The following is a 21,510-nucleotide window of genomic DNA, read 5'->3' as shown; positions in this document are numbered from 1 at the left end:
CCTATTGATTAATTGGTTAAAAATTATTTAAAGTTGTGAATTGCATAATTGATTTTGAGGTAAAAGGCCCTGCCGGGTTTTTGGACGGCAAAGTTGTCATAGACCTGCTTGTCAAACACGTTCCGTAGGTCTGCACTGATGGAAAGTCGTTGGTTGGGCAGGGTATAGGTGGCGCCCAGGTCATGGACATATTGTCGCGGGGTCCTGAAGTCCTCGATTTCCAGCCACGTGGTATAGAACCTCTCCACAAAGCTGAAATAATGCGATAGCCTTAAGGATGAACCCTGCTGGAAGACATCCTTGAGGGTATATTCCAGTGTACTGTTTATGGTAAAGTAAGGCTCATTTGGAATTTGCTGCCCGAATTTTTCGTAAAGGTTGCCATTGGGGTCATATTTGGTGTTGAAGACTGAATTGAACCGTGAAAAATTCACCGTTGCCCGTAAAGCCTTTTTATAGGAGTAGGTAGCCTGGCCTTCAAAGCCAATGGCTTTGGTCCGTCCCAGGTTTTCAAATGGATTGGTCTGCACTGCGTCGTTGATGCGCGGATTGATCTGCTGGATGATCTTGTCCTTGGTGTCACGGATAAATCCTGATCCGGAGAAGGAGAATTCATGGGCGTTTTTCCTGAATTCACCTAGTTTAAAACCGAGGTTCAAATTGTTACTGATCTCTGGTCGGATGCTCAGGTTTTCGACGATATTGTCCCCCGGACTGCCAAAGATCTCTCCCTCAGAAGGCATCCTTACCGCCTGTTCTGCGGAGGCAAGAAAAAGTATTTGTTTCCAGGCCCTGAAGGAATAGGCCATCCCCATGCCCGTGGTATTCCTGGAGCTGGTAACCCGGTCCTCTTGGCGTTCCGATCCGTTTGGTCCTTCCACCAATATGGGATCCATTCGTTCGATGTTTTGGACATAATACTTCCCGAAAACGTTGCCTTTGAGCCGGGAGTGCATCAGGTTAAACTCGTAACCCAGCGAGGTAATGTGTTTTTGGAGGTCCCTTGTGCCGACAAATTGCCGTTCTACCGCATTTCGCATTTCATCTTGCTGAAAACGGTCTATGTTGAAAAAAGATTGCCCGAAAATTAATTTGTGCTGCGGGTGGAGCTCATATTGTGCGCCAGCACGAAAAGTACTGACATTCCTGTCGATATGATTGATGGTCGGAGCGCCTTGCTGGGCACCGTCTGGCCTCAGGATAGGTTCGCCATCCAGATCCAAACTTATTTCCCCAAACCAATTGTAGTTCCATTTCACCGTATCGGTGACCACTTCGGCGCGTTTGCTGAAGGAGCCATTGAAGTTAACTGCCAATCCTTTGGTAAATAGGTCTTCCTTCGAATAGGTCAGCCCGAATACATTTGACTGGGAAGTCGTAAAACGTCCTTTGTAGGGGATGGACATGTAAGTGCCGTGCTGGATTTCATTATAATCATCCGATCCTGTGTAGCTGATAAAAAACTGGTCGGCCCATTTGACATCGGTAAAGCCGATATCGAATTTCCCGCCAACGGACCGGTAACTGTCGTTAAACCTTTTGGCCCGCACGTAGTCGTAGCGACCATTGGGGAGAATATTACGGACAAATTTCCCCCAGACCTCATAATCGTTGTCGGAGTAATTGTAAAATCCTGATATTTTGGTGGTGAATCCAGAGCGTTTGTCCCTATAGACGGCGTTAAGGTTGCCTTGCAGCGTGTTAAACGAACCATACGAAACCGCGGCCATAAGGCTGTTGACAGCTCCTTTTTTCAGCACCACATTGATGGCACCTCCCAGGGCGTCATCAGCCAAGTGTGCCGGAATCACGCCCTTGTAGATTTCGATGCGCTCGATCAGCGCGGGAGGAATGCTGTTCAGGCTGAAAGAGGGACCGTAGGTAGAAATGGGAAGACCGTCAATGAAGATCCGCACCGAATTTCCCGACATGCCGTTCAGGTTATAGTCCACTCTAGAGCCAATGCCCCCATTTTGACGGACACGGATGCCGGCGGTCCTGTTGAGCAGGTCATTGGTCTGGACAGACTGTAAGGCTGCCTTGTCCGTTTCCACCACTTCCACGGCAAACCCTTTGGTTTCTATCTCCGTTTTTACCGATTGACCTTCTATGATGACGCCATCAAGCTCTGTCATGGATTCCTCTAGCGCAAAATCCAAATGAACTGTGGGCTTGTTTTTTTCGATGGAGACCTTGCTCGCATGGTCTTGGTAGCCCAGGCAGGAAAGCAGCACTTCCACTTCCCCCTCTGGGATGTCGGTGATCTGGTAACTGCCATCCAGGGAAGATATGGCCGTAAGCGGACTGTCCTTGATCCTGACGATGACACCCGGAACCGGACTTTCTTCGGTATCAAAGATCCTTCCTTTTAGTGTCGTGGCCGGAATGGTCTGGGCTACCGCAGGTAATCCGGACATCAGCATACACAAGGCCGTGTAAAAATATATTTTCCCTAACGGTAGAAATGTTTTCATCCGAAGCTTTATTAGCGATGCTTAGCAAAGAAAAAATAATCAGTATAGCGCCACACGTGAAAAATGCATGATGCTGATGATTATTGTTTTTGTTTAGATTTAATCTAATTTGTTGCAAAAATATAGCCTTAAGATTATTATTACAATTATTATTTAGATTAATTTTTAATAAATTTATTTAAGGGGTAAAAAGTAATGGATACTGGCGAAATTATCCTATGCCCGACTAAAATGTGTGATTTGATCAGGCCGATTTTGATTATAAGGGGATTTAAAAAGCCCTATTGCGAAACGGTTGGTCCACAATAGGGCTTGTACTTTAATAGAACCTTTTTGTCTTCTTCAAAGCTTGAAAGGGGAGGTGCTATCGGTTCAGTTGGCCATGACCCTGGTTCCGATTTGTTTTCCATTGACGATATCCAGTAACACATTTGGTGTGGTGCCGTTGGCGATGTGGACGGCTATATTTTTACTGGCTGCTTTTTTGGCCATTTTGAGCTTTGAGGCCATGTTTCCTCGGCCAATGGTTTTGGGATCTCCTTTATCGTGGATATACTGTTCGGTTTTTTCATCTATTTTCACCTCTTCCAATACCTCGGTATGTGCTGCATCGGGAGGTCCATTGAACACCCCGTCCTTATGGGTAAGGAATATCAGCATGTCCGCCTCCAACAGTTCTGCCACGAGTGCTGCCAGTTCATCGTTGTCGCTAAAAGCGGACATGGAGAGGGAAACGGTATCGTCCTCGTTGGCAATCGGAACAATGCCCGAGGCGATCAGCCCGTTATAACAATTGATCATGTTTTCCCGGTGCTTTCCCGGAGAAAAGTCCCGTTTGGTGGCCAGCACCTGCCCACAACGGATGCCGTACTGTTGGAATATCTCGTAGTAATGGCGCATGAGCCTTGGCTGGCCCATGGATGAATAAATCTGTCTGCGCACGGCATCATCCTTTATGCTTAGTTCCCGCCCCATGGCCTCCATGCCTGCCGCTACCGATCCGGAAGTGATCAGGATGGGCATGATATTGTCCTCATAGAGTTCCGCCAGTTGTCCTACCAAATGCTGGAGGACGGTATCCATGATGCGGTTTTTATGATTGGTGAGCATATTGGAGCCTACTTTCACCACGATCTTTCTCGGTTTTTTACTCAAATTTTCCATTAATCCATGTTTTATCAACAGTTCAAAATTATGGTTCTATGAGAGAATTGCCATAATTTCGGTGAAAACATTTGGAATGAAGGGCGATCAGTGTACTGAGAGGACTGAAAGCCAAGGAAGTTACACCATTTGCCAGGGATGTCTGTCATTACACAAGCTACGGTCCCGAAATCAAAGGGGGAATAAATAAAAGGAAAACGTTATATTGAAAAAATTGCCTGCCTTGCGCTATAAAAATGGAGAAGTAAATCATAACCCTGAGGAAAACCAAAGATGAGAACATATCAATCAAACTGCATTTTCAGGATGCTAATCATGGTAGTGGTGCTTAGTTCTTGCCGATCAGAAAGCAAACAATACCGTAAAGAACCAAAGAAAAGCCAGTCAATAATGGTTGATGTCCAACAAGATGAAACCTTTCAGACCATTGCACATTTTGGTGCCTCGGACGCATGGTCATGTCAGTTTGTAGGCCAGTGGCCAGCGCCAAAAAAATCAGCCATGGCAGAATTGCTGTTCAGCAGGGAAGTTGATCAAGAGGGCCGTCCCAAAGGAATAGGGCTGTCGCTTTGGCGGTTCAATATCGGAGCAGGAAGTGCAGGGCAAGGGGATGAAAGTGGGATCCGGGACGAATGGAGAAGGGCAGCATCCTTTTTGGGACCGGATGGGCAATATGACTGGAACAAGCAGGCAGGACAGGTATGGTTTGCCTTGGCGGCCCAAGCATATGACGTTCCCCATTTATTGGTATTTCCCAACAGTCCACCAGTCCATATGACCAAAAATGGGAAGGCATATGCAGATGACGGGATCCCAAACCTGGATAAGGAGAAGTATAATGCGTTTGGCCAGTATTTGGCCAAGGTCATCAAAGGCCTGGAAGGGAAAGGGCTGAAGGTGGATTATGTAAGTCCGGTCAATGAGCCCCAATGGGATTGGTCGGATGGGGGGCAGGAAGGAACCCCATTTTACAATGTGGATATTGCCGGTATCGTAAAAAGCTTGGACGCATCCCTGACAGCAGCAGGACTGTCGACTAAAATCGATGTGGCAGAAGCGGGAAAGATCAATTACCTGTATGAAACAGCCGACAAGCCTGGCCGAGGGAAGCAAATAGAAGCCTTTTTTGATGAAGATTCCGAGTATTTTATTGGGGATCTTGACCATGTCGGGCATGCCATATCCGGGCACAGTTATTTTACCACATCACCCCATCATGCTGCCGTCGAGCAACGCCAAAATCTCCATCGGACCGTTTCCAAAATAGCCGGGATGACGTATTGGATGAGCGAATATTGCATCTTGGGCGATAACGGTGGTGAGATCGAAGGAAATGGAAGGGATTTGGGAATTGACCCGGCGCTTTACATGGCCAGGGTCATCCATGATGACCTTACCGTGGCCAACGCCTCCGCTTGGCATTGGTGGTTGGCGATTTCACCGTATGATTATAAAGACGGGCTCATTTATATCGATTACGATCAGCAGGACGGAGACTTCCATGAAAGCAAAATGCTCTGGGCACTGGGAAATTACAGCCGTTTTATCCGTCCAAATTATCAAAGAAAGGGAGTGGTCATTAGCGGAAATGAAGAGCAAGCTTCCCATTTGTTGGCATCAGCATTTTCTTCCCCGGCACAAGATGAAATGGTATATGTCCTGGTCAATTCAGGCCCGGAAGCCGTAGCCGCTGGATTGGCAGTGGACGGCAAGGCCGTAATGGCCCAACAAGCCTTTATTACCTCAAAGGATTTCGATCTCATGCCCATGGCGCTGGAAGGTGATACTTTTGATATTCCCGCCCGGTCGATCTTGACCGTTATTGTCAAGCCATTGGACTATTAGGGCGTTTCAGGGTTTTTATGGATGGCCTTTTATTTGGGGACAAGTTATTAGGGCAGGTTTTTCTTGGTTTTGGCAGGGCTGAAATGCCCTGACGTCCCTAAAATAGGAGTGAAAAATCTTTGGAAATAGGCCTGTGGAATGAGCCATCGCAATAGGAATTACCGGAACTGGGGGAAAAGGATTTGTAGGTATACCATCAATGGACAGGTTTTAAGGAAATCTTAAGAATTCCCTAAGGAAGTATTTAGGGAAGGCAGATAGTTTTGTAGCGGACCATAACCTCAATCGGAATGCTACAAAAACTTATCCAATACAGCCTGCAACATAAGCTGGTCATATTACTTTTTACCTTGGGTATTCTGGGCTTTGGCCTTTATGCGCTGACCCATATTCCCTTAGGTGCTGTACCGGATATTACCAATAATCAGGTACAGGTCATCACCACTTCGAAAAACCTGGCCACAGAGGATGTGGAGAAATTTCTTACCTATCCAGTGGAACTTGAAATGGCAAATCTTCCCAATGTGAAAGAGATCCGTTCGGTATCCAAGTTTGGGCTTTCGATTGTAACGGTGGTGTTTGATGATAAGGCAGGGACCTACCTTCCACGTCAACTAATTGCCGAAAAATTGAAACTTGCAGAGGAGAGGATCCCTGAAGGATTTGGGAGCCCATTCATGGGGCCCATTTCCACTGGTCTAGGAGAAATATACCAATATATCATAGATGTTGCTCCCGAATACAAAGGCGAATATTCCACTGCAGACCTGAGGACGATACAGGATTGGATCATCAGGAGGCAGCTTTCGGGTATCCCCGGGGTGGTGGAAATCAATACGTGGGGAGGTTATTTGAAGCAATACGAAGTAGCGGTGGACCCTGAAAAGCTAAGAGCGATGAATATACCGTTGCGAAAGCTATATACTGTGTTGCGGGACAATAACAGCATTGCCGGGGGAGGTTATATAGAAAAAACTGAAGAAACCTATTTCGTAAGAGGGGAAGGTCTAGTGGAAAGTCTGGAGGATATTGGCAATATCGTGGTGGAAAATAGGAACGGTGTCCCGGTCTATGTGTCTGATGTAGCGGAGGTACGGTTCGGTCATGCGACCAGATTTGGAGCGATCACCGGCAACGGGGAAGGCGAAAAGGTGCTGGGGCAGGTGATGATGCTAAAAGGAGCCGATTCTCAGGCAGTCATCAATGCGGTGGCCGAGAGAGTGGAGGCGATAAAACCTTCACTTCCCCCTGGGATCATCATCAATCCATTTTTGGAAAGGAGTGAACTGATCGGCAAAACCACTTTTACAATTGCCGAGAACCTCATTCTCGGTTGTCTAATTGTCATATTCGTGGTCGTACTGCTGCTGGGAAATCTCCGTTCTGCTTTGGTAGTGGCATCGGTGATTCCACTTTGTTTGCTGTTTGCGTTATCGTTGATGTACCTGACCGGTGTTGATGCCAACCTAATGAGTTTGGGAGCCATTGATTTTGGAATAATCATAGATGGTGCAGTGATCATTGTAGAGTTTATTGCCTACCAGATTACGGCCCAAAACGCATCGCTCATAGGCCTTAAAGGCAAGGAACGACAAGTGGCAATTGACCGGATTACTTTTTTAGGGGCTTCCAAGATGATGCACTCTGCAGTTTTCGGCCAGCTGATTATTATCATCGTATTCATTCCCATTTTATCCTTGGTGAATGTTGAGGGCAAGATGTTTCGTCCAATGGCCATGGTATTTTGTTATGCACTGGTGGGGGCGATGGTGCTATGCTTTACCTATGTGCCAGTGATGTCAGCACTATTTATCAAACCATCGAAAAAGTCCGGGGCAAATATCTCGGTCAAGTTGATAGCCGCTGTGTATCGGATATACCAGCCGGCGATATATTGGTCGCTGCGCCATAAGAAAATGGTGTTGTCAATGGCAGGAGGTCTATTGCTATTGGCTGGATTGTTGTTTTTTCGTATGGGTGGAGAGTTTGTGCCTACCCTCGATGAGGGGGACTTTGTGATCCAGCCAGTACTCAAAACGGGCACTTCTTTACAGAAGACCATTGAAACGACCACCAAGATGGAAAAGATCCTCCTTGGATTTCCCGAAGTGGATCAAGTGGTGACCAGGATAGGGGCTGCCGAAGTACCTACCGATCCCATGAGTATGGAAGAAAGTGATGTTATCATTAAACTGCATCCTAAAGAGGAATGGGTAACGGCGGAAACCAAGGATGGTTTGGCAGATGCATTCAAAACAGCTCTATCCATATTGCCAGGGATTGATTTTGAATTTACCCAGCCCATAGAAATGCGGTTCAACGAGTTGATAACCGGAGTGCGCGCAGACCTTGCCATTAAGATATTTGGGGAAGACCTCGACCTTCTTTACCAAAAGGCCCTTGAAGTGGAAACAGCTATTCAGCAAGTAGAAGGTGCTTCTGACATCATTGTTGAAAAAACGGCCGGTTTGCCTCAGATGTCCGTAAATTATGACAGGAGGAAAATTGCCAAATACGGCCTGAATGTAAGTGCGCTCAACGAGTTGATCAGCATGGGGTTTGCCGGTCTCCCTGCGGGGACCGTTTTTGAGGGAGAAAAACAATTTGACTTGGTTTTGCGGTTTGATCCTGAACACCGGAAAAGTTTGGAGGATATCCAATCTGCTTCTGTCCAACTTCCAAATGGCCATAGTCTTCCTCTCAGCGAATTTGCCTCGATTGGATTTACCACGGGGCCTGCAAAGATATCCCGGGACGATACCAAGAGACGGATTGTAGTGGGGGTAAATGTCCGGAACAGGGACCTGGAATCGGTGGTAGAGGATGTTCGGAAAATAATCGAGGAAAAGATTGAGCTGCCTACGGGATATTCGGTCACTTATGGTGGTCAGTTCGAAAATTTAAGAACTGCAAGGGAGCGCTTGATGGTAGCAGTACCCATAGCCCTATTATTGATTTTTGTCATGCTGTATTTTGCCTTTGGATCTATAAAGGAAGCCTTTATCATCTACAGTGCCATTCCATTGGCGGCGGTGGGAGGGGTGTTCCTGCTGTATTTTCGTGGACTACCATTTAGTATTTCTGCCGGGGTGGGATTTATTGCACTGTTTGGCATTGCCGTACTGAACGGAATTGTGTTGATCGAGGAATTCAAAGAGCTCCGTGATCAAGGGATCAAAAATGTTCACAAAGCTGTCCTTATCGGTACAAAAAAGCGGTTAAGACCAGTCTTGTTGACAGCTTCAGCAGCTGCATTGGGTTTCCTGCCCATGGCCGTATCCCATTCGGCAGGGGCAGAGGTACAGCGTCCTTTGGCCACGGTGGTTGTAGGAGGACTAGTGACGGCGACCCTTCTTACCCTATTGGTGGTTCCGGTTCTGTACACGATCATGTCAGCTCAGAAGATTATACCCAAAACCCCAAATAAAGTGATGGCCACGGCAGTGGTTTGCATTTTCCTAAGCCTAGCAGGTCACCAAACCTACGGTCAGGGAGAACAGGTCGGACTGGAAAAAGCGATGCAGTTGGCGGTAGAAAATAACCGTAGCCTCCGCTCTTCCCAAGTAGAATCCATTAGGCAGGAGCAGCTTACAGGAAGTGCTTGGAACATTGACAAGACAGCCTTCTACTACCTTTATGATGAAAATAATATAGCCGAAAATGGGGCGCCCATCAGGGTATGGGGAATCAATCAGACATTTGAATTTCCGACCGTTTACGGGGCGAGGCACCAATGGCAGAAGGAAAAGGCTGACCTCCAGCAAAGGCAATATCGGTTGGAGGTGTTCAAGGTCAAAAAAGAGGTTGCCCAAGCGTATTATACGGTGGTGTACCGAAAGCAGCTGGCAATCCATTATGTGTACTTGGATAGCCTTTATAAGGGGTTTGCCGGTGCAGCAGAAATGAAATTCGAAGCCGGTGAATCTAATTTGTTGGAGCGTCTGACAGCAGAGAGCAAATCAAAGGAAATGGCCGTGTTGTTAGCCCAGGGACAAAAGGATATGGAAAGAGCGCGCATTGCTTTAAATGGCTGGATTCAGGGAGATACAGCTTATCAGGTGATCGATCGTGAAATGCCGAAATTGGTACTTAATGGTGACAGTTCATTGCATCCTGGTATGGCCTATTACAAGCAATTGGAGGTGACCTATGGGAAGGAAGTAAAGGTCGAAAAGCAACAGCTGTTGCCCGATATACAAGTGTCACTTTTTCAGGGTACCAACCAATTGGCAGATGCCAAGCAGTATCGGGGTATACAGGCAGGAGTGGCCATTCCATTATGGTTTGGAGCCCAGCGTGCCAAAATCAGGGCTGCCCAATCCAGCTACCAAAAGGTTCAGCTGCAGCGGGAGAATTACCGGATTCATCTTCAGGCAAAATACTTGGCACTACTTGCAGAGCTCAAAAAGTACCGTAAGGCAATAGAATATTATGAACAGACCGGAGAGGAACTGGCCTCAGGGATTTTGGCCAATGCACAGATGGCTTACCGGGAAGGTGAAATTGACTATCTCCAATACATTCAGCTGTTGGAAAATGCACGAAACATTGAAATCAATTACCTCCGGAATCTGTGGGAATATAACATGACCGTATTGGAAGCAAATTATTTAACAGACTGAACCATGAGAATTACAAGCAAACAATTCAATGCAATTTTTGTCCTGACAGGAAGCCTGTTGTTGTTGGCCTGCAGCGGTGAGAAAAACCATGGAGACCAACAGCTCGATAATGGCGATAGTGTCATGGCTCCGGGGCTGGTCAGCTTGACAGAAGAGCAGATCATTGCCAATGATTTTACTTTGGGCAGTTTCGAAGAAAAGAGCTTCCATCAATCGGTAAAAGCAACTGGGATGATGGAAGTGCCTCCAGAAAGCAGGATAGCGATTAGCCCTTATCTTGGAGGATATGTAAAGGAACTTCCCTTGCTCACCGGTCAGAATGTCAAGAAAGGGGAAACCTTATTGGTCCTAGAAAATCCCCAGTTCATTCAGCTACAGGAAGACCTATTGGAAGCCAAAGGACAATTAGCATATTTGGAATCCGATTTCAGGAGGCAAGAAGGATTGGCGAAGTCGAAAGTGTCTTCGGAGAAAAAGTTTCGGAAGGCAGAGGCAGATTACAAGGTCATGAAGGCACGGTATGAAGCTTTGCGAAAAAAACTCGGCGTAGTGGGGATTGACCCAGATCAGTTAGCGCCCCATAACATTACTTCGATGGTCAAGGTATATGCCCCCATTTCAGGAACCGTTACGACCATCCAAGCCCAAAGGGGTATTTTTCTAGAGCCATCGGACGTGGCACTTACTCTGGTAAATACAGAGGATCTCCACCTTGAACTCAGGGTATTTGAGAAAGATGCCTGGAAAATACGAGAAGGCCAGCAAGTAACGTTTCGTCTGCAGGATAATCCTTCAAAGGAATATTCGGGAACCGTTCATTTGGTCGGTAGAGCAGTAGACCCAGTGGAAAGGAGCATAGGACTGCACGTACACTTTGATCCTTCAATCGAAACATCCAACTGGATTCCCGGCATGTACGCCGAAGCGTTCATCAGGACCGAATCAGTCCAAAGACCAGGACTTCCCATAGAAGCTGTGGTGCGGGCGGGAAACGAGCACTACGTTTTACTTCAAGCAGGAACATTCGACGGTAGAAGGAGGTTTGTCAAAAAACGAGTGGAGACAGGGAGTACAGAGAATGGATTTATGGAGGTTAAAAATGCTGAAGATTTTGAAAAAAATGCGGTGTTCCTGACCAAGGGAGCCTTTAATTTGATCAAAGAATAGCAGACTTGGTAATGGATTTTGCTAGATTGTAGACGAAAATCACAAGTGATGGTATTAACTGGAAGGATATGAAACTGTTGATTGTAGAAGATGAACCTGGCATCGTAAATTTCTTGAAACAAGGCTTTGAGGAAGAGGGGTACCAGGTCAGTTCTGCCCTGGATGGGGATAAGGGGTTGGACCTAGCTGTTTCCGATGATTATGATGTGCTTTTGCTGGATTGGATGGTGCCAGGAATCAGTGGCATGGAAATTTGTCGAGCTTTTCGAAAGATCAATAAACATACGCCTATTATTTTTTTGACAGCCAAGGATGAGGTAGCCGATGTGGTCTTTGGTCTCCAAGCCGGGGCAAATGATTATATCAAAAAACCGTTTCATTTTGAAGAACTGCTGGAAAGGGTAAAGGTACAGCTCAGGCCGCTATCAGGCGAACATGAAGTGTTCAGCATAGGAAATATTCGTCTGGATACAGGGACACATCAAGTGATCAAGGGAAGTGAAGAAATCTATCTGACCCAAAAGGAATTTTCCCTGTTGGAATACCTGCTTCGCCAGAAAGGAAAGGTTTGCAGACGGACCCAGATCATCGAGCACGTTTGGGACATCAATTTTGATTACAGCACTGGGGTAATCGACGTGTACATCAATGCACTTCGTAAAAAACTCCGATTGGATGAAAATGAAAATTATATCCAGACCATCCGGGGAGTGGGGTATATTGCCAAGGAATGATGAAGTTGGACTTTAAAAACAGGATTGCCCTTTATTATATGATGGCCACTTCGGTCATTAGTATTCTGGCTTTTGTGTTTATCTATTTCATGGTAAAGAACACCATGTACGACAGTCTCGACCATAGTCTTTCCTATGAGGCTCATAAGCACCTGAAAGAAATTGCGGTAGTCGCCGACACCATTTACTTTACACACAAGAAGGAATGGGAAGAGACCGAGCACAGGGAAGTCCAGATCAATCCTGTTTTCTTGCAACTTATGGATACCAACGGAAAGATCATGGACAAGTCCCCCAATCTAAAGGAAGATCACCTGATCATAAATCCCGCCTTCCCGAATGATGTGCACTATAATACGCGGTTAAAGGACCGGCCAATTCGTCAAATCCAGATCAATATCGAAGAAGAAGGAACCGTTAGGGGGCATATTGTCGCGGCCATTCCCATAGAATCTTCCTTAATGGTACTGTCTAACCTGCGCCATACACTTTTGGGGCTTTTTCCCCTCACCATGGTTGTACTTTTTTTTATATCCAGGTATTTAGCGGGGAAGAGCATTCGTCCCATTTCTACGATTATCGAAACAACCGGTCGGATTACCAAGAACAACCTGGGAGAAAGAGTTCCGCTGCCCACCCAAAAGGATGAACTTTACGACCTGTCCACGTCAATTAACGAATTGCTCAATAGGATTGAAGAGGCCATGGAACGGGAAAAGCAATTTACCGCTGATGCCTCCCATGAGTTGCGTACGCCATTGGCGACCTTAAGGGGGACCTTGGAGATCCTTGTACGAAAGGAAAGAAATATCCGAGATTATGAGGAGAAGATTCGCAATAGCCTTGATGAAGTGGATAGGATGTCGGAAATAGTGGAACAATTACTGTTTTTAGCCAGAAATGGGCAGGCTTCGGATCCCAGTCTCCAACAGAAAGTTCCGATAGCCGTGCTGGCAGATGAGGTACTGTCTCGCCAACATAAGGCCATTAAAGCAAAAAAATTGGTGATTTCCATGAAATCCAACGATTGGGGTAGTTTCGAAGTGCCTTATTATTATGGTTCGATCGTGCTGGATAACATTTTGGGCAATGCGATTAAGTATAGTCATGAAGGAGGAAAAGTGGTCATTGAGTTGAACGGTGACCGTACGGGATGTTTCTGCAAGGTGACTGATCAGGGAGTAGGCATCAAGTCAGAAGACTTGGACTATATCTATAATCCCTTTTTTAGGTCTGATTACTTAAAGCACAAACAGATCAAAGGATTGGGGCTTGGCCTTTCGATTGCTCGAAAGGCAGCCCTAGCCATAGGCGCTGACATTGTCATTGACAGTGAACTGGGAAAATGGACTGCCGTCAAAGTTTCGTTTTAATAAGAGGTCCATTTCGAGCAATTTGCCTTTCTCAAGGGCCCGAATTCATAAATGGTAACGGGAATGTCAGGTAAGGGAGTGAATAGGGAATAAAAACAATTGAAACTCAGGGAGAAATCTATTTGATCCTCTGGTGGAGTTGATAAGAGCAAATTCGAACCATTTGGGATCAAGCGGAAAAAATGGGGGTTAGCCTATTACCGAAGGGTAAATATGTTCTTTGTCACTTTTGGTTTCAATTTGGCCACGGATGAACACTGATAAAGACAGATAGGATGCTTAGGCAGGGTAAATCCTTGTTCATCTCCTCAGAAAAATGACTTGACCAAAATAACAGGAATTAATCCTATATCGATGGCAAAACCTAGGCTAAATAAAAATGTACCCAAGCTACGAAATGGATGCTGTAATCTACAAGGAAATTCATTAATAATTCCTTTGTACCTTTGAGCCTTCGTGGCGAATCATTTTTCCCCTAAATAACAATATCTCTCGCCCCCGAAATATGGCTTGATCCACCATTTAGTGGAGGATTTAAGGCTTTTGGCGGATATATGAAATCAGAAAGGGTGATCAAAGTTAGGGGAGTCACCTAAGTGCATAATAAGTGGCTCTTCCTTTGCCCTGTTTTTTAATGAGATTTTGCGCTACCATTTCAGTGAGAATTTCGTAGGTTTTTGTGTTTTTTAAGTCCAATAAAGCCGTAGCCTCTTTCCTTGAGATTTTTCCTTTTTCAAGTAAGTATAAAAGGATGGTTCGTTTTTCTTCCTCTAATCGTTCGTAATCGTTCGTAACCGTTCGTGATCCTGTCTTATTGATTGGTCTTGCTCAATACTTTCCTTTAAGGATGAAGTTTCCTGTGGCCGAATAAATTCATTGTCAAAATAGTCATTCTTCTCTTGGATAATTGGTGTTTGAAGTCCATAACCTTTACAAGCGCTGATGATCCTGTTAATGCCACTTCCCCATTGCTCGATCAAACCTAGCTCTTTGAATACATTTGCCAGTACTCTGTTGCGAACTTCACTACGACCATTAAAAATATCATCCATGGTAATGTTATTGGGCAAGCTACCAGGCGATACAATATTTACAATGTCATCATAAATACCCACTTTGATATCCCTGCCTTGGTTGACATAGTCCCGATGAATAATCGCCTTGACCAAAGCTTCCCTTAAAGCGACCACGGGAATTTCATATTTTTCATCTCTGTAAAGCCCTTTTATTTCAGCTTGGAGGTTGATATGGTTCAAAACAAAATTTTGGGTGTTTTCAAGAGCTGTAAAAATATCCCCACTATATTCCTTTTTATCAATAAAAGTCTCCATGGTAGTTCCTTTAAAGCGGGCACACTTTATGGTACAATGTGGAAGTTTCCCTAGAATAACCATTAAGGCATTTGAGGGATATATTTTATCATTGGAGGTTTTTATCAGCTTTAGGTTTTCTAGTTTCTCATTATTTAAGGGGTTACCAACTTGTTTGAATATATCAATTAGAGGGGACAAGTCAAGTTTATTGAGTTCAAGATCGTAATATACTTCCTCATCATAGCTTATATGATGTTTTTGACGTTCAAGCTCGGCAATTGTAGAGGAATCTGCGAGACGGTTGGTGGCACCAATTCTGACATAGGAACCAACTTCCCTTCCTCTGCTTTTTAAAAAATAAGGTTTTTGATTGCCACGAACTACTTCAATAACTAAGACCAGTTTGTTTTCTATATTTACACTGTAGATATCAGGAATAATCCCAGGGAAACAACTGTCAGAAATAATTGATGCAATCTTATCCTGTATTTCAAATAACATTGAATCATCAATGCCAACAATGCTTAATTGATCATTCACTCCAATGATCAGTTTGCCGCCACTTGTGTTTGAGAAAGCTACTATTGTTTTAGCGATACTTTCATTTTTTGGAAGGCTTTCTTTTAATTCGAGCGTTTTACTTTCTCCTTTTTGAATTTGATCGATTAAGAGCATTTTTCTACTGTGACAGTTATACGGAACTTTTTGGATGGATATAGATAGACAAATTAACCAAAAGCTTAAAGAATAATAAAGTAATCTTGATTTCTTAACTTCCCCTATCGCTTGAAATCTATATTATGTGACATTTTGAAGTCATTGGCAAACAGAAAAGGATATCAAAGAAATTTATGGGGAATTTTGTAATCACTTATTCAGAATCGGATAAACTGGAAATATTCAATGGGCTCTTTAAGGGTAGGTCAGATGTTTTCGCTGTTCGCTGGGAGAAGGGAGCCAAAGCCGGATATATGCCCGCATACCATTATGATCCCTATATGTATCGACGCCATAAACGTAATGGTGGTACATTCAAAACCTACAAGGACAAAAGCTATATCCCGTTAAAAGGCATTGAAGTTCTGAAGCATCTTAATGGAGAACACCATATCGGTATTTACCCTCTTTTACAGGACAATACTTCCTGGTTTATTGCTGCCGATTTTGATGGAAAAAATTGGGAAGGGGAGTGCAAAAAAGTAATGGGGCTGTGTAAATCCAAAAACATTCCTTCATATCTTGAAAGATCAAGATCCGGAAATGGAGGGCATATTTGGATATTTTTCGCGAGCCCTTATCCTGCAAGAAAAAGTAGAAAGCTGCTTGTCCATCTATTAAAGGAATCCCAATCGATTTCTGAATTTGATAAATTTTCCAGTTTTGACCGGCTGTTTCCAAATCAGGATTATCTATCCGGGAAAGGGCTTGGTAATTTAATTGCGCTTCCGCTAAACCAAGCTGTTTTGGAAAAAGGAAATGGTGGTTTCCTGAATGATAATATGGAACCATATCAGGACCAGTGGACTTTCCTGAAATCCGTCAAAAAGATTTCAGTGGACCGATTAGATGCCTTATATGACCAATTAATATTGGTCGCCCATGGATCAAGCCCATCAGATTTCAATACTTCAAAGAAGTTATTGATCAAACTGAGTAACAATATTCGACTCAATAAGTCTGCAATTACAATAGAGTTAACTGATTTTTTAAAGGAAGAACTGAATTTTTCCAATTCAGCCTATTTCGTAAAGAAGAAGGTTGGACGAAGCACCCATGGTACACCATCTCATTTTCGGTTGATTGATGAAACTGAAAATGAGGTTGTCATTCCTAGGGGTATTATGGGTAGGTTGGCGAGGTTTTGTACAGCCCACAACATTCCGTTTGAATTTAAAGATGAAAGAAAACTGCAACAGACAATCTCCTTTAACACCACTTTTAGACTAAGGGAACATCAGGAGAAAACAGTCTGTGCAGCGGAAAAGAAGCAGTTTGGGATAATTGTAGCCCCTCCGGGCACAGGAAAGACAATAATAGGGTTACAGATAATAGCCAATAAGAAACAACCAACACTTATTATCGTCCATCGGAAACAACTTATGGCACAATGGCTGGAAAGGATCCAGTCTTTTATGGGATTGAGGAAGGCTGAGATAGGAAGAATTGGACAAGGGCGTGCTAAAATCGGTAAAAAAGTAACCGTCGCAATGTTCCAAAGTCTGGCCAAGTTTTTGGACAAACCTGAATCAAGTGAATATTATGACGCATTCGGTACGGTCATAATTGATGAATGCCACCACATATCAGCAGAGAGTTTTCGGAACAGCTTGTCCAAGCTCTCTACTTTCTACCTGTATGGGCTGACGGCGACACCATTTAGAAAGGGAAATGACGGGAGGCTCATTTTTATTTATCTGGGTGATGTAATTGCCAGTATTGATCCCAAGGAAACCAAAAACTACCGGCCTGCAACGGTGAAAGTGAGGAAGACCGCCTTGCAAGTACCGTTCAATCCAAAAACTGATAGTTTTGAGACACTTTCAAAGATATTGGTGAACGATTCAGCCAGAAATCAGCTCATCATCAAAGATGTTATAAAAGAGGTGAATGAAGGGGGAAGTGTAGTGATTATTACAGAAAGAAGAGAGCATATCGCTACGTTAAACCACTATTTGAAAGGGGTTTTTGAAGTAATCACTTTGAGTGGGGAAGATAATGAACGTAGCCGCAAGGGGAAATGGGGCCAGATATCCAGAGGAGATTTCCAGGTCTTGATTACTACCGGACAGTTGATGGGGGAAGGTGTGGATTTGAATAACATATCAAGGCTGTTTTTGGTCTATCCTTTTTCTTTCAAGGGCAAACTTATCCAATATATAGGGAGGGTTCAGCGCTCCGAACTGGCTCCTGTGATATATGATTATCGGGATTATTTGGTTGATTATCTTGATCGTTTGTTTTTGAAGAGGAATACCTATTATAGAAAACTTAAGAAAGAAGCCGACTTGTTTATGGATCTAAGCGAATCTGGAGAAATGAGTGCTGTCACCATCGACAAGACAGTTAAAATTGCATTGGACAAACTGGATTTCAGGTATGGTAGCATTGCCTTTAATTATCCCGTGCAAGAACTCAATACAGAAATTGAATTTGAACTTGAAAATGAATACGTCCGTCCTGAGATTGAAGTATTAAAACCCTACTTCTCGAAGTCACTAAAAATGAAATATGCCAATGTGGAGATTTTTGCTGAATTTGAAAATGGAATGTTAGTGACCCAAAGAGCTGAATCCGAAGACTTGGGAAAAATTAATCAAGATACCATTGAGAGTGTCAGGTTTCAGTTTGCCATCGATGAAATTAAAAATGATCCAAATCATCAAAATGACAATAGGGCCACTTCTGATCTTGAAGGTTTAAGAAAATCCAATCAATTTCCCGGCTCTCATTTTACCGAAGAGCAACTGATCAATAACCTAATTGGAGATGAAAAGTACAGGCATTTCAGACAATTGAGGTACTTGGCATCAAAACACGAAGGTTCATTGTTAAAAATAAGGTTTATATTAAAACCTTTTTCATTCGTATTTCTATTAAAAGGTAAGAAATTTCACCATATCATTTTAGAAACCTTGGATACGGAAGAGGCTACCTATATTTGGCACACGGAAATCATGGTTAATGGAGGAGGAATTTCCCAATCCCTGCTTGGAAAAAGACTGAATGAGGTAGAATCGGACCTTCAGAATATAAAAGATAAGGGAAGACAAGCCTTTATAGAAAGCTCTCCGGAAAGTTTCAGTAGGTTAAACCATGATTATTCGGATCCAAGAAAGGGATATATCCTTTGGAAGGGGCAATTGGAAGAACGGTTGGTTTAGATGTGTTTGATATTTGGCTTTTAAAAAGAGTTTGGCGCATTAATTCAAAATAATTATTGGAATTTACAGGGAGTTTTATTTGAAATTTGGTTCGATTCCTACTAGCTAAGCCAATGAGATTGACCGAACCATTTGTTAAATTATATGATTTTTGAAGGTTGTTGTCAGTATTTTGATTTTTGATGGAATAGGTTTTTGGCAATTCATTTTTCGAATTATCAGCTTATTATATAGATGAAAACGATGTTTGTTAATTTGTTTATGTAAAAAAAATAAAAAACGAGGCGAAAATTCACCTCGTTTTTGGTTCGTGGAGCTAGAGGTACATGGATCGAACTCTTTTTTGGAAGAGATGGAAATGATAGATCAGTTTAGGCATTTGAAAGACTACTATCTGTGAATATGGTCAAATACTGTTCCACTGGCTTATAAAAAAATATGTTCTAAGGCTAAGCTCAAAAAGTATGTGAAGTATTAGGAGAAACAATAATAGAATTTTGAAAAGTAAATAATGTTTACAATATCGAGGTGATTTCCATTGACAAGGATTATCAAATACACTCATTCTAATCAAAGGAATGTTTGGTAAATTTATAAAATGATATTGTATAGTTTTTGATATAGTTTTTTACTTTGTAAAAACAAAATAATATTTCTATTAATGTATTGAGTCCTTTATTTGTGTAGCTATTGTTCTTTGTTGATTTGTTTTTTTTAATATTAATTATTTTGGTTTATTGTGTTGTGAAAGACTTAAGTTTTAATGTTTTGTTTTGAATCATAACTATTTATTGTATCGGTTTTGGGACAAATCGAAAATCTTACCATATCGAATTTAAAGAAGAAAACAGAGGAGGGCTTTGATTATTTATACCATAGGTATTACAAAAACCTGGTAAATTATGCATTTACTTTTTTGTTGGATTCCAGCGAGGCAGAAGATCTTGTTCAGAACCTCTTTATCCATTTTTGGGAGAATTTGGAAAGTTTTCAACTGAAAGGCACCTTAGATGGATTTTTTTATACTTCGGTAAAGAACAGGTGCCTGAACAAGTTAAAAAGTATTGATGTCTATGATAAGCACAAAATCCTATATATAGAGGCCATGTTGGTGCATCTATCAAGGGAAGAAGAAATCGATAAAAATGTACTTGAAGAAGAATTATTAATGGCCATAAGTAATCTACCAGTACAGGCAAGGGAAATTATTGTATTGAAATACTTCAAAGGCCAAAAAATAGCAGAAATAGCAGAAACACTTAACCTTTCTGAAAATACCGTTAAAACACAATTGAAGCGGGGTAAATCCAAGTTGAGGAATGAAATGAACCCCAAATTGTTTTCTATATTTTTCCTCTGATGATTATTTAGCCCCGTTCCTTCTTATTACAACTACTTCCCATCACTGCTTTTTTCTTCCTATATCACAAACTATCCTCAGGCCAAATGATGGAATGCCAAAGCACTTTCAGACCGAGATACTTGGGGGGCTTTGCATAGAAGAGGCTAATGCTTATTTCTGGTTTTATATTTGGAAATGGACCAGTTGACATGAACTGGGCATAATAATGGTTCCTGGCCAGAATTCCTGGATACAATTAGGGGATAAATGAACTTTTGTAAATGATTATACTGTGGTCTAGTAAAAAAATAAATATTTTTTTTGTCACCCCTTTTTTGAAGTCTCCTGTCCTTTAAGTGATAAAGGACAATAAAATGATCGATTACCTTCTCATTTGGAAAAAAATACATGGGCAACTGTCTAATGTTGAAGAAAAAGAACTTCAGGAATGGATAGCATCAGACAGCAAGCATGCGGATTATTATGCCAGAACCTTGGCATATTATAAATCGGGAAGAGATCCCAGGCTGCTACTTAAAGATGATGCATTAGTAAATTTAAAAAGCGGAATAACTTTTAAGAAAGAGAGAGATTTCAAAATTTGGAGATATGCAGCCGTAATCCTACTACTCATTTTTTCCGGGACCATTTTATGGTTAAGTATTGATAATTTCAGTTCTTCCCAACTGCCTGATGAAGAGCTTTTGACAGAACTGTCCAAGAATACAGGAAGTGTGCAGCTTTTTACATCGGGAGGAGAACAAATCAACTTTGACAAGGACAGTGCCTTTTCCATCGATGATGAGGAAGCAGCAGTTTCTGCACTGGGAAATAAGATTGAATATGAAAGCAAAGGCAATACAAAGGGCAAGTCAGCCATGAACATTCTGGTCATTCCAAGAGGAGAATCTTTCAATTTGGAATTGGCAGATGGAACTAAGGTATGGCTAAATTCAGAGTCTGTAATTAAGTATCCTTCAAAATTTGCAGACCAAATCAGGGAAGTTGAATTTTCCGGTGAGGCTTATTTTGAAGTGGCAAAGGATGCAAACCGCCCCTTTATTCTCCATTCCCAATCTCAGGAATTACGCGTTTTAGGTACATCCTTTAATGTCACTTCTTATAAGGACGAGGACAGGATTTTAACCACCTTGATAGAAGGTAGTGTGGCCATACAGCCAGCTTCAGGCGAGCAACTGATACTTCAACCCAACGAACAAAGTAGCTTGACCAAAGCTACGGGCATGATCGAAAAAAGAACGGTGGAGGTCGAAAACTTTATCGCCTGGAAGGACGGCATTATGCATTTTGATAATATGGAACTGCACGAACTGCTCGGTAGGCTATCGAGATGGTATGACATAAAAGTGGAATGTGAAAATCAGGCTATTAGGACAAAAAAGTTTACAGGGGAAATCGCCAGATATGATGACGTTTCAGAGTTTTTGAAAATGTTGGAAGCTTCAGGAATTGTAGAATTTAAATTAGATAAAAATGTAGTAACCGTGAAATAAAAAAAGGAGTGCTCCCAACACTCCTTGAGTTTGTTTAAATAAATGTTTAACCTTTTACAATTAAAATTTATGTTTAACAAG

Annotated in this window: 11 protein-coding genes; 8 read left to right on the top strand and 3 right to left on the bottom strand. The window is 42.7% G+C overall.

Annotated features, from left to right (window positions below):
• Nucleotides 1–23: 23 nt before the first annotated feature.
• Together ECHVI_RS20515 and proB are read right to left on the bottom strand one after the other, a co-directional pair.
• Nucleotides 24–2,474: a TonB-dependent receptor gene (locus ECHVI_RS20515; protein ID WP_015267943.1), complete on the bottom strand. Its 2,451-nt coding sequence runs from the start codon at nucleotides 2,472–2,474 to the stop codon at nucleotides 24–26.
• A 372-nt stretch (nucleotides 2,475–2,846) separates the two neighbouring features.
• Nucleotides 2,847–3,638: a glutamate 5-kinase gene (gene proB, locus ECHVI_RS20510; RefSeq protein WP_015267942.1), complete on the bottom strand. Its 792-nt coding sequence runs from the start codon at nucleotides 3,636–3,638 to the stop codon at nucleotides 2,847–2,849.
• Nucleotides 3,639–4,028: 390 nt separating this feature from the next.
• Here proB and ECHVI_RS20505 point away from each other — a divergent pair, with 390 nt between their 5' ends.
• The 5 genes from ECHVI_RS20505 to ECHVI_RS20485 all read left to right on the top strand — a co-directional run bounded on the left by ECHVI_RS20505 (nucleotide 4,029) and on the right by ECHVI_RS20485 (nucleotide 13,379).
• Nucleotides 4,029–5,483 carry a glycoside hydrolase gene (locus tag ECHVI_RS20505; protein WP_245553383.1) on the top strand — a complete coding sequence of 485 codons (1,455 nt, stop codon included), beginning with the start codon at nucleotides 4,029–4,031 and terminating at the stop codon, nucleotides 5,481–5,483.
• A gap of 290 nt (nucleotides 5,484–5,773) precedes the next feature.
• Entirely contained in the window at nucleotides 5,774–10,105 is a 4,332-nt protein-coding gene (locus ECHVI_RS20500) for a CusA/CzcA family heavy metal efflux RND transporter (protein ID WP_015267940.1), read from the top strand.
• Between the two features lie 3 nt (nucleotides 10,106–10,108).
• A complete protein-coding gene (locus tag ECHVI_RS20495) occupies nucleotides 10,109–11,272 on the top strand; it encodes an efflux RND transporter periplasmic adaptor subunit (protein ID WP_015267939.1) in 1,164 nt (387 codons plus the stop codon).
• A gap of 68 nt (nucleotides 11,273–11,340) precedes the next feature.
• Nucleotides 11,341–12,006, top strand: a complete 666-nt coding sequence (locus ECHVI_RS20490) for a response regulator transcription factor (protein ID WP_015267938.1) — start codon at nucleotides 11,341–11,343, stop codon at nucleotides 12,004–12,006.
• On the top strand, nucleotides 12,003–13,379 hold the full coding sequence (locus ECHVI_RS20485) for a sensor histidine kinase (RefSeq protein WP_015267937.1): 1,377 nt from the start codon (nucleotides 12,003–12,005) through the stop codon (nucleotides 13,377–13,379). The genes ECHVI_RS20490 and ECHVI_RS20485 overlap by 4 nt, the downstream gene beginning before the upstream one ends.
• A gap of 770 nt (nucleotides 13,380–14,149) precedes the next feature.
• Here ECHVI_RS20485 and ECHVI_RS20480 read toward each other — a convergent pair.
• Nucleotides 14,150–15,367 (bottom strand): RNA-binding domain-containing protein, encoded by a 1,218-nt coding sequence (locus ECHVI_RS20480; protein ID WP_041740115.1) that lies wholly within the window; start codon nucleotides 15,365–15,367, stop codon nucleotides 14,150–14,152.
• A 176-nt stretch (nucleotides 15,368–15,543) separates the two neighbouring features.
• On the opposite strand from ECHVI_RS20480, the gene ECHVI_RS20475 reads away from it, so the two are divergent.
• The 3 genes from ECHVI_RS20475 to ECHVI_RS23120 all read left to right on the top strand — a co-directional run bounded on the left by ECHVI_RS20475 (nucleotide 15,544) and on the right by ECHVI_RS23120 (nucleotide 21,429).
• Nucleotides 15,544–18,573, top strand: a complete 3,030-nt coding sequence (locus ECHVI_RS20475; RefSeq protein WP_015267936.1) for a TOTE conflict system archaeo-eukaryotic primase domain-containing protein — start codon at nucleotides 15,544–15,546, stop codon at nucleotides 18,571–18,573.
• An 802-nt stretch (nucleotides 18,574–19,375) separates the two neighbouring features.
• Nucleotides 19,376–19,933: an RNA polymerase sigma factor gene (locus ECHVI_RS20470; RefSeq protein WP_015267935.1), complete on the top strand. Its 558-nt coding sequence runs from the start codon at nucleotides 19,376–19,378 to the stop codon at nucleotides 19,931–19,933.
• 356 nt (nucleotides 19,934–20,289) lie between these two features.
• Entirely contained in the window at nucleotides 20,290–21,429 is a 1,140-nt protein-coding gene (locus tag ECHVI_RS23120; protein WP_015267934.1) for a FecR family protein, read from the top strand.
• The last annotated feature ends 81 nt before the right edge of the window (nucleotides 21,430–21,510 follow it).

This window comes from Echinicola vietnamensis DSM 17526 (assembly GCF_000325705.1).
Lineage (GTDB): Bacteria > Bacteroidota > Bacteroidia > Cytophagales > Cyclobacteriaceae > Echinicola > Echinicola vietnamensis.
This window is presented reverse-complemented; position numbering and strand designations above follow the sequence as displayed.